Source organism: Acidiphilium sp. C61, assembly GCF_905116885.1.
Lineage (GTDB): Bacteria > Pseudomonadota > Alphaproteobacteria > Acetobacterales > Acetobacteraceae > Acidiphilium.
Window position 1 is genome coordinate 2028868 of sequence record NZ_CAJHNI010000005.1, and the last position, 16052, is coordinate 2044919.

At 69.2% G+C, this 16052-nt stretch carries 21 protein-coding genes; 14 read left to right on the forward strand and 7 right to left on the reverse strand.

Annotation, left to right across the window (positions count from 1 at the left end; all coding sequences use genetic code 11):
• The first annotated feature begins 67 nt into the window (after positions 1 to 67).
• Positions 68 to 652 (forward strand): TIGR00730 family Rossman fold protein, encoded by a 585-nt coding sequence (locus HUW10_RS12320; protein WP_174503775.1) that lies wholly within the window; start codon positions 68 to 70, stop codon positions 650 to 652.
• On the opposite strand, the gene HUW10_RS12325 is transcribed toward HUW10_RS12320, so the two are convergent.
• From HUW10_RS12325 to hisG, 6 genes are read right to left on the reverse strand one after another with little or no spacing between them, the layout of a single operon-like run.
• Positions 607 to 801, reverse strand: coding sequence for a DNA gyrase inhibitor YacG (locus tag HUW10_RS12325; protein WP_174503776.1), 195 nt, complete (start codon positions 799 to 801; stop codon positions 607 to 609). The two genes, HUW10_RS12320 and HUW10_RS12325, sit on opposite strands and share 46 nt — an antisense overlap.
• The gene (locus HUW10_RS12330; RefSeq protein WP_174503777.1) at positions 798 to 1670 is read right to left on the reverse strand and encodes a ribonuclease E/G; all 873 of its coding nucleotides are present in this window, start codon (positions 1668 to 1670) and stop codon (positions 798 to 800) included. Before HUW10_RS12330 ends, HUW10_RS12325 begins: the two co-directional genes overlap by 4 nt.
• Positions 1667 to 2233: a nucleoside triphosphate pyrophosphatase gene (locus HUW10_RS12335; protein ID WP_174503778.1), complete on the reverse strand. Its 567-nt coding sequence runs from the start codon at positions 2231 to 2233 to the stop codon at positions 1667 to 1669. The genes HUW10_RS12330 and HUW10_RS12335 overlap by 4 nt, the downstream gene beginning before the upstream one ends.
• Before the next feature lie 13 nt (positions 2234 to 2246).
• Positions 2247 to 2465: a translation initiation factor IF-1 gene (infA, locus tag HUW10_RS12340; protein WP_174503779.1), complete on the reverse strand. Its 219-nt coding sequence runs from the start codon at positions 2463 to 2465 to the stop codon at positions 2247 to 2249.
• 52 nt (positions 2466 to 2517) lie between these two features.
• Positions 2518 to 3828 (reverse strand): histidinol dehydrogenase, encoded by a 1311-nt coding sequence (gene hisD / locus HUW10_RS12345; RefSeq protein ID WP_174503780.1) that lies wholly within the window; start codon positions 3826 to 3828, stop codon positions 2518 to 2520.
• Positions 3825 to 4520 carry an ATP phosphoribosyltransferase gene (gene hisG, locus HUW10_RS12350; protein WP_174504863.1) on the reverse strand — a complete coding sequence of 232 codons (696 nt, stop codon included), beginning with the start codon at positions 4518 to 4520 and terminating at the stop codon, positions 3825 to 3827. The genes hisD and hisG overlap by 4 nt, the downstream gene beginning before the upstream one ends.
• A gap of 89 nt (positions 4521 to 4609) precedes the next feature.
• Between hisG and HUW10_RS12355 the strand changes: the two genes are divergently transcribed.
• The 3 genes from HUW10_RS12355 to HUW10_RS12365 are packed head-to-tail and all read left to right on the forward strand — an operon-like array spanning position 4610 to position 7624.
• Positions 4610 to 5530 carry a hydroxymethylglutaryl-CoA lyase gene (locus HUW10_RS12355; protein WP_174503781.1) on the forward strand — a complete coding sequence of 307 codons (921 nt, stop codon included), beginning with the start codon at positions 4610 to 4612 and terminating at the stop codon, positions 5528 to 5530.
• A gap of 10 nt (positions 5531 to 5540) precedes the next feature.
• On the forward strand, positions 5541 to 6719 hold the full coding sequence (locus tag HUW10_RS12360; protein ID WP_174503782.1) for a CaiB/BaiF CoA-transferase family protein: 1179 nt from the start codon (positions 5541 to 5543) through the stop codon (positions 6717 to 6719).
• Positions 6720 to 6751: 32 nt separating this feature from the next.
• Positions 6752 to 7624, forward strand: a complete 873-nt coding sequence (locus HUW10_RS12365) for an NAD(P)-dependent oxidoreductase (protein WP_174503783.1) — start codon at positions 6752 to 6754, stop codon at positions 7622 to 7624.
• Here HUW10_RS12365 and HUW10_RS12370 read toward each other — a convergent pair.
• Positions 7616 to 7837 (reverse strand): hypothetical protein, encoded by a 222-nt coding sequence (locus tag HUW10_RS12370; protein ID WP_174503784.1) that lies wholly within the window; start codon positions 7835 to 7837, stop codon positions 7616 to 7618. The genes HUW10_RS12365 and HUW10_RS12370 overlap by 9 nt on opposite strands.
• Positions 7838 to 7970: 133 nt before the next feature.
• Between HUW10_RS12370 and HUW10_RS12375 the strand changes: the two genes are divergently transcribed.
• The 10 genes from HUW10_RS12375 (at position 7971) to HUW10_RS12420 (ending at position 16048) form a co-directional block, all read left to right on the forward strand.
• The gene (locus HUW10_RS12375) at positions 7971 to 8225 is read left to right on the forward strand and encodes a hypothetical protein (RefSeq protein ID WP_174503785.1); all 255 of its coding nucleotides are present in this window, start codon (positions 7971 to 7973) and stop codon (positions 8223 to 8225) included.
• A gap of 154 nt (positions 8226 to 8379) precedes the next feature.
• The gene (locus HUW10_RS12380; protein WP_174503786.1) at positions 8380 to 8898 is read left to right on the forward strand and encodes an invasion associated locus B family protein; all 519 of its coding nucleotides are present in this window, start codon (positions 8380 to 8382) and stop codon (positions 8896 to 8898) included.
• Between the two features lie 4 nt (positions 8899 to 8902).
• Positions 8903 to 10096 (forward strand): 23S rRNA (adenine(2503)-C(2))-methyltransferase RlmN, encoded by a 1194-nt coding sequence (gene rlmN, locus HUW10_RS12385; RefSeq protein ID WP_174503787.1) that lies wholly within the window; start codon positions 8903 to 8905, stop codon positions 10094 to 10096.
• A 13-nt stretch (positions 10097 to 10109) separates the two neighbouring features.
• Entirely contained in the window at positions 10110 to 10817 is a 708-nt protein-coding gene (locus HUW10_RS12390) for an SDR family oxidoreductase (RefSeq protein ID WP_174504864.1), read from the forward strand.
• Positions 10818 to 10964: 147 nt separating this feature from the next.
• Entirely contained in the window at positions 10965 to 11267 is a 303-nt protein-coding gene (rpmB, locus tag HUW10_RS12395; RefSeq protein ID WP_174503788.1) for a 50S ribosomal protein L28, read from the forward strand.
• A gap of 198 nt (positions 11268 to 11465) precedes the next feature.
• The gene (locus HUW10_RS12400) at positions 11466 to 11969 is read left to right on the forward strand and encodes a YbjN domain-containing protein (RefSeq protein WP_174503789.1); all 504 of its coding nucleotides are present in this window, start codon (positions 11466 to 11468) and stop codon (positions 11967 to 11969) included.
• Complete coding sequence (gene proC, locus HUW10_RS12405) at positions 11966 to 12778, forward strand: pyrroline-5-carboxylate reductase (protein WP_174503790.1); 813 nt, start codon at positions 11966 to 11968, stop codon at positions 12776 to 12778. The genes HUW10_RS12400 and proC overlap by 4 nt, the downstream gene beginning before the upstream one ends.
• A gap of 368 nt (positions 12779 to 13146) precedes the next feature.
• Positions 13147 to 13440 (forward strand): STAS domain-containing protein, encoded by a 294-nt coding sequence (locus HUW10_RS12410; protein ID WP_174503791.1) that lies wholly within the window; start codon positions 13147 to 13149, stop codon positions 13438 to 13440.
• Complete coding sequence (locus HUW10_RS12415) at positions 13437 to 13802, forward strand: response regulator (RefSeq protein WP_174503792.1); 366 nt, start codon at positions 13437 to 13439, stop codon at positions 13800 to 13802. The genes HUW10_RS12410 and HUW10_RS12415 overlap by 4 nt, the downstream gene beginning before the upstream one ends.
• 14 nt (positions 13803 to 13816) lie before the next feature.
• Positions 13817 to 16048: a chemotaxis protein CheA gene (locus HUW10_RS12420; RefSeq protein ID WP_174503793.1), complete on the forward strand. Its 2232-nt coding sequence runs from the start codon at positions 13817 to 13819 to the stop codon at positions 16046 to 16048.
• Positions 16049 to 16052 lie beyond the last annotated feature (4 nt).

Genomic DNA, 16052 nt, shown 5'->3' on the forward strand with positions numbered 1-16052 from the left:
TGCCTGACGTGCGTTATCCTGCCACGAGGGCAGGCATCTCGAAAGGTTCTGCGGGTTATTCTCGATCATGAGTCACATTTCGGTCACGGTATTTTGCGGATCATCCCCCGGCGCGACACCTGATTACCTCGCGGCGGCGCGGGATCTCGGCGCGGGGCTGGCCGCGCGGGGCATGACGCTGGTCTTCGGCGGCGGCAATGTCGGGCTGATGGGGGCGACGGCCGGGGCCGCGCTCGGCGCCGGTGGTGCTGTCACCGGCATCATCCCCGATTTCCTGCGCGCCCGCGAGGTCGAGTTTCCCGGCCTCACCGAGCTGATCGTCACCGACACGATGCACACCCGCAAGCGGCGGATGTTCGCGCGGGCGGATGCGTTCGTCGTGCTGCCCGGCGGGCTCGGCACGCTGGACGAGCTGATGGAGATCCTCACCTGGAAGCAGCTCGGCCGCCATGCCAAGCCGATCCTGCTGATCGACATTCGTGGCTGGGCCAGCCGGGTGGCGGCGCTGATCGATGGCGTGATCGAGGATGGGTTCGCCCGGCCGCCGGTGCGCGAGCTGTTCGAGACCGTGCCGGACGTGGCGGCCGCGCTCGCCCGGCTCGAAACCTATTCAGAGTCGGTGAACGGCGCCTCGTCGCTCGGCAATCTGTAATCCTCGCTGAACCAGCGGCCGAGATCGACCGCGCGGCACCGCGCCGAGCAGAACGGGCGGTGCGCAAGCTGCGCCGCCTGGCCGCAGATCGGGCACGCGCCGGCGGGTTTGCGGCGGGGGTGGCTTGGCAGAGCCTTTTCGTCGGTCATGGCGGCAACTCGTGCAGCGGTGGGCGGATGCGCGGGCGGCTGATCTCGGCGAAGCCGAGTGCCGAGAAGCCGAGCAGGCGCGGGCGGAGCGGATCGCGCGCGAGGGCGGCGGCGAGGTCGGGGGCGAGTTTCGGCCGGACGGCGGGTTTCATCCCGGCGAAATCGACCAGGATCGCGCCGGCGAGATTGCGCAGGAGGATCTGCCGGGCGAGTTCGGGGATGATCGCGCGGTTGAGCCGCAGCTGCGCGCCCGGCTTGTCGCCCCGCTCGGCGGTGGCGGCACCGGCGTCGATATCGATCGCGGTGAGCGCCGGCGTCGGGCAGACCGTGCCGCGGGCGCCCTGCGGCAGCGCAAAGACCGGCTCGGCGAGCGCGGCGATCTCCTCCTCCACCGGGGCGAGGCTCGCCGGATCATGCGCGACCCCCTCATGCGCCGCCCGCAGCAGGGCAACGAGTTCCCAGTCATCGGCGAGGATCGGCGCGGCCGGATGCAGGGCGCGGAACTCGGCGATCGGGCCGGGGCCGCGGGCGAGCAGGCCGGGCTTCGCGCCGGGTGCGACGTCTTGCGCCAGCGCGAGGCGCGGCCCCTTGCCGCCCTGGGGGGCGCGGGTGATGCGGACCGCGACGGCATCGCCCTCGGCGAGGCTCTTGCCACCCGCGCTGTCAGGCAGGAAGCCCGATCCGTCGCCGAGATCGACGAACACGCCGCCGAGTGCTGAGGCGCGGGCGGTGATCCGGCCGGAGCAGAGATCGCCGACGCCATCCGGCGCGTCAGGCCGCCAGCGCGTGTAGCCGGCGAGGGTGCCGGATTCGGTCAGCACGAGATGCACGGTGCCGCCGCGCAGCCCGGCGCGGATGACCGCGTTCATGGCCGCCAGCCGAGGCCGCGCAGCAGGTTCAGCGTTTCGTGCAGGGGCAGGCCGACCACGCCGGAATGGGAGCCGGCGAGAAAATCGACGAACCCCGCCGCCCGCCCCTGGATCGCATAGCCGCCCGCCTTGCCGCGCCACTCGAAGCTGGCGAGATAGGCGTCCGCACTCTCGCGGTCGAGCCTGGCGAAGCCGACGGTGGTCATCACGTTGCGCGCGACGATGCGCCCGTCCGGCCCGCGCACGGCGACGGCGGAATACACCCGGTGGCGGCGGCCGGACAGCAGGTCGAGGCAGCGGCGCGCCTCGGCATCGGTTTCGGTTTTCGGCAGGATGCGACCGCCGAGGGCGACGACGGTATCGGCGGCGATGACGAAGGCGCCCGGCACGGTGACGGAAGCGAGCTTCTCCGCCGCCATCCGCGCGGCATAGAGCCGGGGCGATTCAGCCTTGTGCGGGGTTTCGTCGATATCGGGGGAGATCACCGAATCGGGGATGATGCCAAGCTGCCGGAGCAGGTCGAGCCTGCGGGGGCTCGACGAGGCCAGGATCAGGTTGGCCATGCGGCGATCCGGCTTACTTGAAGCGGAAGGTGATCCGGCCCTTGGTCAGATCATAGGGCGTCATTTCGACGTTGACGCGGTCGCCGGCCAGCACGCGGATGCGGTTCTTGCGCATCTTGCCGCTCGTATGGGCGAGAATGACGTGGTCGTTGTCGAGTTTCACCCGGAACATCGCGTTCGGGAGCAGCTCCGCGACGGTGCCGCTGAACTCGATCATGTCTTCTTTTGACATCAAACCTCGATAAAAATTTGCAACATGCGGTCCAAATGAGCCGATGGCGCGTTCAGGTCAAGTTTTCCGCGCGGTTGCGGGTCAGCCTTGCGCGGATGGAACGGGCGTGGCCGTCGAGACTCTCGGCCGCCGCGAGGGTTGCCGCGGCAGGGCCGATGGACGCCATCGCCGCCGGATCGAGGGCGACGAAGGTGGTGCGCTTGAGGAAGTCGAACACCGAAAGTCCCGAGGAAAACCGCGCCGTGCCGCCTGTCGGCAGTACGTGGTTGGGCCCGGCGACATAGTCGCCGATCGCGGTCGGCGCGTCGGCGCCGAGAAAGGCGGCGCCGGCATGGCGGATCCGCGCGAACACGGCGCCGGGGTCGGCCGTCATCACCTGGAGATGCTCGGAGGCGACGCGGTTGGCGATGTCGGCCGCCTCGTCGAGATCGCGGGCGAGGATGATCGCGCCATGGGCGGCGAGCGAGGCGGCGGCGATCGTGGCGCGAGGCAGGGTTTCGAGCGCGCGGGCGAGTGCGGCGGCCACCGCGTCGGCCAGTGCGGCATCGTCGGTGACGAGGAGCGACTGCGCCGCCTCGTCATGCTCGGCCTGGGCGATCATGTCGAGGGCGACGCGCCAGGGGTCTTGCCCGCCATCGGCGATGATCAGCACCTCCGAGGGACCGGCGATGGAATCGATGCCGACCTGCCCGAACACCTGCCGCTTCGCCTCGGCGACGAAGGCGTTGCCCGGCCCGACGATGCGGTGGACCGGGGCGATGGCCTCGGTGCCATAGGCGAGGGCGGCGACGGCCTGGGCGCCGCCGACGCGGTAGATTTCCGTCACCCCGGCGCGGCGCGCGGCGGCGAGGACGAGGTCGTTCATCTGCCCGTCCGGCGTCGGCACGCACATGGCGATCCGCCCAACCCCGGCGACGCGGGCGGGAATCGCGTTCATCAGCACCGAGGAGGGATAGGATGCCTTGCCCCCCGGCACGTAGAGCCCGACGGCGTCGAGCGGTCCCCAGCGCAGGCCGAGCCGCGCGCCGGCAGCGTCGGTAAAGGCGATGTCCTGCGGCAGCTGGGCGCGGTGGAACGCCTCGATCCGGGTGGCGGCGAGGTCGATCGCCTGACGCTGTTCGGCGCTGACGCGGGCGCAGGCGGCGTCGATCTCGGCGGCACTCACGCGCAGGGTTTCGGGCGTGAGGGGAAAGCGGTCGTAGCGGCGGGTGAGGTCGATCAGCGCGGCGTCGCCCTCGGCGCGCACCCGGGCGATGATCGCGGCGACCGGGGCTGCGACATCGGTGGCACTGGCGCGGTCGCTGGCCAGGGCGGCGAGGGCGGCGGCGAAGCCGGGGTCGGCGGTGTGGAGACGGCGGATCATGCGGCGGCCAGCGCGTCGCGGAAGCGGGCGATCCAGTGGGCGATCGCCTCCGGCCGCGTCTTCAGCGCGGTGCGGTTGACGATCAGCCGCGAGGTGACATGGGCGATGGTCTCGGTCTCGACGAGGCCATTGGCCTTCAGCGTCGAGCCAGTCTGCACCAGGTCGACGATCAGGCGCGACAGGCCGAGGCCGGGGGCGAGTTCCATCGCGCCGTTCAGCGCCACGATCTCGGCCTGGATGCCGCGCGCGGCGAAATGGCGGCGGGTGATGTTGGGATATTTGCTGGCGACGCGCACGCGCGAGAGGCGGCTGAAATCGGTGCGCCCGGCGGCGTCCGCCGGCTCGGCGACGGCGATGCGGCAGGCGCCGATGCCGAGATCGAGCGGCGCGTAGATTTCCGGATAGTCGAACTCCATCAGCACGTCGGCGCCGCAGATGCCGATTTCGGCGGCGCCGAACGCGACAAAGGTGGCGACGTCGAAACTGCGCACGCGGATCACGTCGAGCTCGGGGATGGCGGTGTGGAAGCGCAGCCGGCGGCTGCTCTCATCCGCGTAGTCCGGCTCGGGCGCGATGCCGGCTGCGGCGAGCAGCGGCGCGCACTCCTTGAGGATGCGTCCCTTGGGCAGGGCGAGGACGAGTCCGTTGGTGGCGGCCTCGGCGGCGATCGGCGATGGGGTCACGGCGGTCATCGCGCGGGTTCGTAGCATTGCCGGCGCGCCCTGCCAAACCCGGCGGCGCGGGACTTGTCCCGGCGGCGTGGCCGGCGCAGATTGATTACATGAGCGAACACGTGATGATCTGCGAAGTCGGCCCGCGCGACGGGCTGCAGATAGCCAAATCGACGATGGAAACCGGGGCGAAATGCCGCTGGATCGCCGCCATGGCGGAAGCCGGGCTGAAGGAGATCGAGGTCGGCAGTTTCGTGCCGGCGAAGCTGATCCCGCAGATGGCGGATACCGAGGCCGTGGTCCGCTTCGCGAAGGAAATACCGGGCCTCGTCGTCGTCGCGCTGGCCCCCAACCTGCGCGGCGCGCAGGCGGCGGTGGCGGCCGGGGCGCACCGGGTCAGCATCCCGGTCTCGGTGAGCGAGGGGCATTCGCGCGCCAATCTCAACCGCGCGCCCGACGAGCAGGTGGCGGTAGTCGGCCAGATCGTCGACTGGATGAAGGGCGCGGGCAATCCGGCGGAAATCGAGGTCGCCTGTTCCACCGCCTTCGGCTGCTCGATCGACGGCGCGGTGCCTGAGCGCGAGGTGGTGCGCATCGCCGCGGCACTCGCGGCGACGGGGGTGGAGCAGATCGGCCTCGCCGATACCGTGGGCTACGCCAATCCCGCGCAGATCAGGTCGGTCGTGCGGGCGGTGCGGCGCGAGATCGGCCCGGCGCTGCGCGGGCTGCACCTGCACGACACGATGGGCCTCGGCATCGCCAACGCGCTGGCCGGGCTCGATGAAGGCATCCGCGATTTCGATGCCGCTCTCGCCGGGCTCGGCGGCTGCCCCTTCGCGCCCGGAGCGTCGGGCAACATCGTGACCGAGGATCTCGTGTTCATGCTGGAGAGCATGGGCTTCGCCACCGGAATCGACCTCGGCAAGCTGATCGCCGCGCGGCGCCTGCTGCACGAGGGGCTGCCGGCCGAGCCGATGCACGGCCAGATCGCGAAGGCGGGCATTCCGCGCACCTATCGCCAGGCGGCGTGAGGGGCGGAGCATGAGCGGCACACCGCTGGCGGGGCTGCGCGTCGTCGAGTTCGCGCATATGGTGATGGGGCCGACGACCGGGCTGATCCTCGGCGATCTCGGCGCCGACGTGGTCAAGATCGAGCCGATGCCGGACGGCGACAACACCCGCCGGCTCACCGGCTCGGGGATCGGCTTCTTCACCATGGCGAGCCGGAACAAGCGCAGCGTCATGCTCGACCTGAAATCGCCCGAGGGCCTGGCCGTGGCGCGGGACCTGGTGGCGAGGGCCGACGTGCTGACCGAGAATTTCCGCCCCGGCGCGCTGGAGCGGCTCGGCCTCGGCTATGAAGCCTGCGCGGCGCAGAATCCGAGGCTCGTCTACTGCTCGCTCAAGGGCTTCCTGCCGGGGCCGTACGAACACCGCACCGCGCTCGACGAAGTGGTGCAGATGATGGGCGGCCTCGCCTACATGACCGGGCCGATCGGCCAGCCGCTGCGGGCCGGCGCCTCGGTGATCGACATCATGGGCGGCAGCTACGGCGCCATCGCGGTGCTCGCCGCCCTCGCCGAGCGGGAGCGGACCGGGCGCGGCCAGCACGTCCAGTCCGGCCTGTTCGAGAGCGTCGCCATGCTGATGGCGCAGCACATGGCGCAGGCGGCCATCACCGGCACCGAGCCGGCGCCGATGAGCGCGCGGGACGTGGCCTGGCCGGTCTATGACATTTTCAACACGAAGGATGGCGAGCAGATCTTCATCGGCGTCGTCACCGACACGCAGTGGAAGGTGCTGTGCGCCGAGTTCGGGCTGGCCGCGCTGGCCGATGATCCGGCGCTGGCGACCCAGGCCGAGCGGCGGGCCGCGCGCCAGCGCACCCTGCCGGTCATCGCTGCCGCCTTCGCGCAGTTCAGCGCGGCCGAACTGGTCGGCCGCTGCGAGCGTCTCGGCCTGCCCTTCGCGCCGATCGCGAAGCCGGCGGACCTGTTCGCCGATCCGCATCTGAGGGAATCGGGCGGGCTGGTCGAGGTCAGCCTGCCGGATGGGCGGAAAATCGGCCTGCCGGGCCTGCCGATCAGCATGGACGGGGCGCGCAGCACGGCGCGGCGCGACGTGCCGGCGCCGGGGGCGGATACGCGGGACGTGCTGGCGGAGCTGGGCTATCCGGCCGCCGAGATCGACCGGCTGATCGAAACCGGCGCGGCCGGCTGATCCGGCGGATTTCAGCAGAGAGGAGCGAAAAAATGGCGAAGGTGGCGTTCATCGGGCTTGGGGTGATGGGCTATCCAATGGCGGGGCATCTGGCCGCCGGCGGGCATGAGGTGACGGTCTACAACCGCACCCATGCGAAGGCCGAGGCCTGGGCGAAGCAGCACAAGGGCACGGCCGCGCCGACCCCGCGCGAGGCGGCGGCGGGGGCCGATTTCGTGTTCTGCTGCGTCGGCAACGACGACGATCTCCGCTCGGTGACGATCGGGCCGGATGGCGCTTTCGCCGGCATGAAGGAGGGCGCGCTGTTCGTCGATCATACCACCGCCTCGGCCACGGTTGCGCGCGAGCTGGCGGCAGCCGCCGGCGGGCGCTTCGGCGTGATGGACGGGCCGGTGTCCGGCGGTCAGGCCGGGGCGGAGAACGGCAAGCTCACGGTGATGATGGGCGGCGAGGCGGCCGATTTCGAGCGGGCGAAGCCGGTGATCGGCTGCTACGGCGCCAATATCAGCCATATCGGCACGCACGGGGCGGGGCAGCTCGCCAAGATGGTGAACCAGATCTGCATCGCCGGAATCGTCCAGGGCCTCGCCGAGGGGCTGCATTTCGCCGAGGCCGCCGGGCTCGACGCGGCGAAGGTGATCGGCGCCATCTCGAAAGGTGCCGCACAGAGCTGGCAGATGGAAAACCGCTGGAAGACGATGACGGAGAAGAAATTCGATTTCGGCTTCGCGGTGGACTGGATGCGCAAGGATCTCGGCATCTGCCTTGCCCAGGCGAAGGAAACCGGGGCGCGGCTGCCGCTCACCGCGCTGGTCGACCAGTTCTATGCCGATGTCCAGCAGATGGGCGGGCGGCGCTGGGACACCTCGTCGCTGATCGCGCGGTTCGGCGGCGTCTCAAAATAGGTTGTTGTTGATGCGCAGCACCTCGCGGCAATGCGGGGTGCTGGCCAGCGCGCCGCCATTGTTCTCGCAGCGGACCACCTCGCGCATCAGCGCGTGCGGATTCTTGCGGTAATAGGCGGTGCGGCCGCCACCGGCGCAGCCGGAGAGCGACGCGCAGGCGAGCAGCAGGAAGGCGAGGCGACTGGCGTTGATACCAGGGTGGGTGGCGCGCATTCCTCGAAACCCTCCATTTGCTGTTCCGGACCGGAACCGTGCGAGACTTCATGATAATGTCACGACAGCGCCGCCGTCCGGCCATTTTCGTCGTGCCTTCTCAAGCTCCTGTCAACCATTCTGGAGATCCGACGTGATGAACATCTCGCGCAAGCATTTCGCAGCGATCCTCGGCGGCGCGCTCATCGCCGGCGGCCTTGCCGGCGGCGTCGCCCAGGCCGAGTATCAGGGTCACATGCTGCAGGCGCGCCGCGCCCTGCTCGCCGCGCGCCACCAGCTGCAGCTCGGCGACCATGACAAGGGCGGCCATCGCATCGCAGCGATCCGGGCGGTGAACGAGGCGCTGCGCCAGGTCGACATCGCCGTCCGCTACGACAATCACCACTGACCGTCCCGCTTCCGCCCGGCCGGGGCGCCCAGTGCGCCGCAACCCGGCCGGGATGTGGACCTTGCGGCCATCCGGCCAGGATGTGGAACTTGCGGCCATCCGGCCGAGACGTGGAACTTGCGGCCATCCGGCCGCGGGCGTAAGGCTTTTGCTCATGAAAAACGCACTCGCACTGTTTCTCGGCGCCGCGATCGCCTTGCCGTTCGCCGTGCCTCAGGCGGCCCATGCCGCCGACCAGCCGAAGCCGCTGGGCACGTTCAAGGGTTGGACCGCGGCGACCTACGGAACCGGACCCGACATGGTCTGCTACGCCTTCGCCTCCTCGAAGCAGGCCAAGGGCGCGAAGACTCCGCCGGCCATGCTCACCGTGGCCGAGCGCGCGAAATTCCGCGACGAGATATCGCTCAGCCAGGGTGTCACCTACGCCAAGAACCAGGACGTGATGGTGAAGGTCGGCGGTGCGGCGCTGAAATTCTTCACCAAGGACAACATGGCCTACGCGCTCAAGGGGCCGGCGACGGTGAAGGCCTTCCTCGGCGGCGCCGCGGCCGTGGCGAGCACGGGCAAGGGTGCGAAGGCGGTGAGCGACACGTTCAGCCTCGACGGGTTCGGCGACGCCTACAAGGCGATCGTCAAGGCCTGCCCCCCGTCCGGGCACAAGGCGAAGTCCTGACCGGGTGACGGCGGTGACGCGCGCCGACGCGCCGGAGACCGACGGGCTGGACGAGGCGGCGCGGGCGCGCATCCTCGCCAAGGCCGCGCTGTTCGCTCCGCCCTCGAATGTGCTGGAGGACGGGCGGCGCGACCTCGTCGGCCTCGCGCGCGAGGAACTCGCCGCGGCGATGGCCGAGATCGGCGAGCAGCCCTTCCGCGCCAAGCAGCTCTGGCACTGGATCTACCACCAGGGCGTGACCGATTTCGCCGCGATGGCGAATATCGCCAAACCCCTGCGCGCGAAGCTCGCCGCGCATTTCACCATCGGCCGGCCGGAAGTGGCGGCGGACCATCTCAGCGCCGACGAGACGCGCAAGATGCTGTTCCGCTTCCGCGACCATGAGGCGGTCGAGACCGTCTACATCCCCGATGTCACCGAGGATCGCGGCGCTGTGTGCTTGTCCTCGCAGGTCGGCTGCACCCTGTCCTGCCGGTTCTGCCACACCGGCACCCAACGGCTGACGCGCAACCTGTCGGCTGCCGAGATCGTCGGCCAGTTCATGGCGATGCGCGATGCCTATGGCGAATGGCCGAGCCCGAAGGGCGAGACGCCGCGGCTGCTCTCCACCATCGTGCTGATGGGCATGGGCGAGCCGCTCTACAATTACGAGAACGTCGCCAAGGCGATGAAGATCGTGATGGATGGCGAGGGCATCGGCCTGTCGCGCCGGCGGATCACGCTCTCGACCTCCGGCGTCGTGCCGATGATGGACCGGGCCGGGGCGGAACTCGGCGTCAATCTCGCCGTGTCGCTCCACGCGGTGACCGACGACGTGCGCGACGTGATCGTGCCGCTCAACCGCAAATACAACATCGCCGAGCTGATCGCCGCCTGCCGGCGCTATCCCGGCGCCTCCAACGCGCGGCGGATCACCTTCGAATACGTGATGCTCAAGGGCATCAACGACAGCGAGGCCGATGCCCGCCGCCTGGTCGAGCTGATCGACGGCATCCCGGCCAAGGTCAACCTGATCCCGTTCAACCCCTGGCCGGGCTCGACCTATGAAACCTCCAGCGGCAACGCGATCCGCCGCTTCGCCAACATCGTGATGGATGCCGGCTATGCCGCCCCGGTGCGCACGCCGCGCGGGCAGGACATCCTCGCCGCCTGCGGGCAGCTCAAGTCGAAGGTTGACGGCGGCGCGAGCGCGGCGTGACGGCGTCGTCGCGATGACGGGGCGGGTGGCGCTGGTCTCCGGCGGCGGGCGCGGCATCGGGGCTGCGATCGGCGCGCATCTCGCTGTGCTTGGCTGGCGCGTGATCGCCGCCGATCGCGATATCGAGGGGCTGACGCCGCCCGACGGGGTAAGGCTGCTCCAGTGCAACGTCGCCTGCGAGGCGGATGTCGCCCGGCTGATCGAGGACGTCGCGGCGCAGGAAGGCCGGCTCGACGGGCTGGTCTGCAATGCCGGGTTCATGATCCGCAAGCCGATCGGCGCGCTCAGCCTCGTCGAATGGCGCGCGGTGATCGACACCCACCTGACCAGCATCTTTCTCCTCGTGCGCGGGGCGGAGGCGATGCTGCGCGCGGCGAAGGGCGCCATCGTCACCATCGCCTCGACGCGGGCGCACATGTCCGAACCGGACACCGAGAGCTACGCCGCGGCCAAGGGCGGGATCGTGGCGCTCAGCCATGCGCTTGCCGTCTCGCTCGGGTCCGATATGCGGGTGAACTGCATCAGCCCCGGCTGGATCGATACCGGGAAATACCCGATCTCCCCGTCCGACCATGCGCAGCACCCGTCCGGGCGCGTCGGCACCGTGGCGGATATCGCGGCGCTGGCCGCCTTCCTGCTCGGGAAGGAGTCCGGGTTCTGCACCGGTGCGGAGTTCGTCGTCGATGGCGGCATGACCAGGAAAATGATCTACGCCGAATAGCCCGCTCGCCCGGCGCTTGACCCGGACGCCGGATTTGGCGATATAGCCGGCAACGCCGCGCCGTGGCACCCATGGCGCGGGACGTGTTTTTTTGTTCCGTCTCCGCTTCTGGCCGGCGCGCCGGCTTTCTGGATCGAGGTTTTCGTCATGACCCGTCGCTGCGACATCACCGGCAAGAGCGTGCTCTCCGGCAACAATGTGAGCCACGCGAACAACAAGTCGCGCCGCCGGTTCCTGCCGAACCTGCAGGACAGCTCGCTGCAGTCCGACGCGCTCGGCCATTCGGTCAAGCTGCGCGTCACCCCGCGCGGCCTCGCGACGATCGAGCAGAAGGGCGGTCTGGACGCGTTCCTGCTCGACACGCCGAACCGCAAGCTGACCGACGAGGCCCGCACCCTGAAGCGCCGCGTGGCGAAGGCTGCGGCACGGCGCGAGGCGAAATCGGCCTGACAGGCTGCTCATCCATATTCCGGCCGCATGAAAACCCGCCGGTAACGGCGGGTTTATCGTTTGTTTATCTGGCGATTGCAGAGTTCGGTTGCGGCGCGGCGTGAACATACGGTACACTCCAAGTCGTGGTGGCGGTGCTCCGGGACCATCCCGGCGGCGCATCAGTCTCGGCTCCAGTATTCAAGGAGGAGATCCTCAATGACCTCCCTCGCCTCCGAATCCCCCGAAACCATTGGCAATCCGCTGGATATCGTCGAACAGGTCGTTGCCGCCAATGACTGGGTGTTCGACCGCCGCAGCGATAGCGAGATTGCCGCCGAGGCACCTGGCCGCTGGTGCGATTATGGCCTCTATTTCTCCTGGTCGCACGAAATCTCGGTCATGCACTTCTCCTGCACCTTCGATCTGAAGGCGCCGGAACGCCGCCGCAGCGCGCTGTACGAGCTGCTGGCCCGGGCCAACGAGAAGCTCTGGATCGGCCATTTCGGCATGGATCATGACGACGGCATGCCGATCTTCCGCCATTCCGTGCTGCTGCGCGGTGCCGGCGGCGCTTCGGCCGAGAGTGTCGAGGATATGGTCGATATCGCGGTGTCCGAGTGCGAGCGGTTCTTCCCGGCCTTCCAGTTCGTGCTGTGGGGCGGCAAATCGCCGGACGAGGCGCTGGCTGCGGCCATGCTGGAGTGCGCGGGCGAGGCATGACCGACGCGGCATTGCCGGATCTGCTGCTCCTCGGCGGCGGCAAGATGGGGTCTGCCATGCTCGCCGGCTGGCGCGAGCGCGGCATCTCGCGCGTCGTCGTCGTCGATCCGGGCGCCGAGGCACAGGCGCTGGCCGGTGATGGTGTGGAGGTCGTCGACTCTCCCGCCGAGATTCCGGACGGGTTCGCGCCGCAAGCGGTGATCCTCGCGGTCAAGCCGCAAATGGCGGGCGCCGCGGTGGACGGGCTGGCGCGGTTCGCCGGCGGGGCGGTCATCGTCTCGATCATGGCGGGACTCACGATCGGCTGGCTGCAGGCAAAATTCCCCGGCGGCGCCATCGTGCGCGCCATGCCGAACACCCCGGCCGCGGTGCGCCAGGGCATCACCGTGGCGGTCGCCGGCCCGGGTGTCGCGCCCGCGCGGCGCACCCTCGCCGAGACGCTGCTCGGCGCGGTCGGCCAGGTCGCGATGGTTGACGACGAGGCGCTGCTCGATCCGGTCACCGCGGTGTCCGGCGGCGGCCCGGCTTATGTGTTCCTGCTGGTCGAACTGCTGGAGGCCGCCGCTCTCGACCAGGGGATTCCACCCGATCTCGCGCGGGTTCTGGCCCGGCAGACGGTGATCGGCTCGGCCGCCCTGCTCGCGGCGAGCGACCAGCCGGCGGACGCGCTGCGCCGCGCCGTCACCAGCCCGAAGGGCACGACCGAACGGGCGCTTGCCGTTCTGATGAACGACACGGCCTGGCCCGCGGCAATGCGGCAGGCGATCGCCGCGGCAACGGCGCGGTCGCGGGAACTTGCGGCCGGCTGATCCGCGTCCCGCAGCGCCGCGACGCAAAAAATGTCGTTCCGTTCTGCCAGATTAACGATCCCATAATCTTTCACGCCTAGGGTTCCGAGAGCTGAGGCCAAGACGCACCGGCCCATTGCCGATGCGTCGCCAGCCCAGCCGCTTCGGATGGCGCGCGATCACCCTCGCTGCCGGATCTCCGAAGTCCGTCGCCGATTTGCGGAGGGTATCCTGAGTGGGACCATGTGGCGTGACCGTTCCTGACCGTATTGATCGCAAGGATCGCCGGTATTGGCCGCCCTGCCCCTGCCCCCGCGGCTCGCGGCAGGCCGGCGCGCCGTGGCGTGTCCGCCTCCGTGCGCGGAAGCTTTCCCTGGAGCATCCCAACCATGACTGACATCGCGGATTCGTTCGCCCTCGATCCCGTTCTCGACCTCAAGGCGGCAACCCCTCTGGCGCAAGGGTTGCTCGCCAGGCGCGGCGCTGAATTGCGGATCGATGGCGCGCTGGTCGAGCGGCTGGGTGGCCAATGCCTGCAGGTCCTGCTTTCGGCCCGGTCCACCTGGGAGGCGGATGGCCATGCGTTCGTGATGGAACGCATGTCCGACCAGATGGTCGCAGCACTCGAATTGTTCGGTGTCGGGCCGGCCGCATTTCAATTTCAGAAGGATATAGCCGCGTGACCAAGACCATTCTCACCGTGGATGATTCGCGCACCATGCGTGACATGCTGCGCATGTCGCTGGTCGAGGCGGGATATCGGGTGGTGCAGGCCGAAGACGGCGTGCACGGTCTCGAAGTGCTGCAGGTCGAGACGCCGGACGTCATCGTGACCGATATCAACATGCCGCGGCTCGATGGTTTCGGGTTCATCGAGGCGGTGCGCAAGGATGCCTCGTGGCGCACCACGCCGGTGCTGGTGCTGACCACAGAGGTCGATCCCGAAAAGAAGGGGCGCGCGAAGGCTGCCGGTGCGACGGGCTGGATCGTCAAGCCCTTCGATCCGGTCAAGCTGGTCGATGCGATCCGGCGCGTCGCGGCATGATGGGAGTCTGACTGATGGATCCGATGGCGGAGATCCGCGAAACATTCTTCCAGGAATGCGAAGAGCAGCTCGGCGAACTTGAATCCGGCCTGATGCGGATGGAAACCGGGCAGACCGATTCCGAGACGGTGAATGCCGTCTTCCGTGCCGTCCACTCGATCAAGGGCGGCGCGGGCGCGTTCGGTCTGGAAGACCTCGTGCATTTCGCACATGTTTTCGAGACGGTTCTCGACCTGATCCGCTCGGGGCGGCTGGAGCCGTCGCCGGAGGCGATGCGTGTCATGCTCCGCGCGTCCGACGCGCTGGCCGATCTGGTGCGCGCGGCGCGCGATGGCAGCGCGACCGATCCTGCGCGGATCGCCGCGATCGTAGCCGAACTGCGGCAACTGACCGGTGAGGGCGACGCGGGCGAAGCCGAGGACGACGATTTCGCCGATATCGCCTTTGCGGCGGTGCCGGTCACGCTCGAAAGCGAGGATGCGCCGCCGCCGCCGCCGCCCGGCTGGGTCATCCGTTTCAAGCCTCTTGCCGATCTCTACGCCAAGGCCAACGAGGCCGGGTTGCTGCTGCGCGAGCTCGGGCGCCTCGGCCCCATGCGAGTGACGGTCGATGCCGAGACCCTGCCGGATCTTGCCGCGCTCGATCCGGAGGGCGCCTACCTCACCTGGACGATCGTGCTGGAGGCCGACTGCACGGAAGACATGATCCGTGCCGTCTTCGAGTTCGTCGAGGACGATTGCGAAATCCAGATCGAACGGGACCAGCCCGAGGCGCGGGAGCCCGCGCCGAGTGCGGCCGCGAATTCCGGGCAACCTTCGGACGATGAGATCCTCGCCTTGCTGCGCAACGCCGCGGCAAGCGTGGAGGCGCCGGCTGCCCCCGAGCCCGTGCCCATGCCGGAGCCCGAGTCCAGGCCGCAGCCCGGGATCGTGGCGGTCGCACCGCCAGCACCGCCGGCCGAGCCCGAACCCGTCTCGACGGTGACCGAGACGCCGGCCGCGCGCAACGACGCTGCGCAGGGCGTTGGTGCCACGATCCGCGTCGATCTGGACCGGGTGGACCGGCTGATCGATCTGGTCGGCGAGCTTGTGATCAACGAGGCGATGCTCTCGCAGCGTGTGTTCGAGGCCGGGCTGGCTCGCGCCTCCGCCGTCATGACGGCGCTGGACGAGCTTGAGCAGCTGACGCGCGAAATCCAGGACAGCGTGATGGCGATCCGCGCGCAGCCCGTACGTTCGGTGTTCCAGCGCATGCCGCGCCTCGTGCGCGAGGTCGCGACGATGACCGGCAAGCAGGTCCGCCTGCTGACCGATGGCGAGACGACCGAGGTCGACAAGACGGTGATCGAGCGGATTGTCGATCCGCTCACCCACATGATCCGCAACGCCATCGATCACGGTCTCGAATCGACCGAGGCGCGGCTTGCGGCCGGGAAGCCGGCCGAGGGCGTGGTGAAGCTGACCGCGCTGCACCGTTCGGGCCGGATCGTCATCGAGGTCGAGGATGACGGCGCGGGCATCAACCGCGAGCGGGTGCGGGCGAAGGCGGTCGAGAAGGGACTTGTCTCTCCCGACGCCCAGCTGACCGACGAGGAGATCGACAATCTGATCTTCATGCCGGGTTTTTCCACGGCAAGCGAGATTTCCGACATCTCGGGGCGCGGCGTCGGCATGGACGTTGTGCGCCGGTCGGTGCAGGCGCTGGGCGGGCGGATTTCCATTGCCTCCCGGCCGGGCAAGGGCTCGACCTTTACCCTCAGCCTGCCGCTCACCCTCGCCGTGCTGGATGGGATGGTCGTCAGCGTCGACGGCCACACGCTGATCGTGCCGCTTAGCGCCATCGTCGAGACGCTGCAGCCGCGCAGCGAGCAGGTGCATACGCTCGGCGTCGATGTCCGGGTGCTGGCCATGCGCGGGGGCTATATCCCGCTGGTCGATGTCGGCGCCGCGCTCGGCTATCGCGACATGCCGGTGGAGCCGGAGAAGAGCGTGGCGCTGCTTGTCGAGGGCGAGGGGGGCGTGCGCGCCGTTCTCGTGGTCGATGGCATCCAGGGCCAGCGGCAGGTCGTGATCAAGAGCCTCGAGGCGAATTACCGGGCGGTGCCCGGGATCGCTGCGGCCACCGTGATGGGCGATGGGCGGGTCGCCCTCATCCTTGATGTGGACGCGATCGTGTCCGTGACGCGGAGCGACAATCTGCGGGTCGACGCATCTCGTGTCGAGCCGATCCTCATGTCAGCGAGTTGAACGA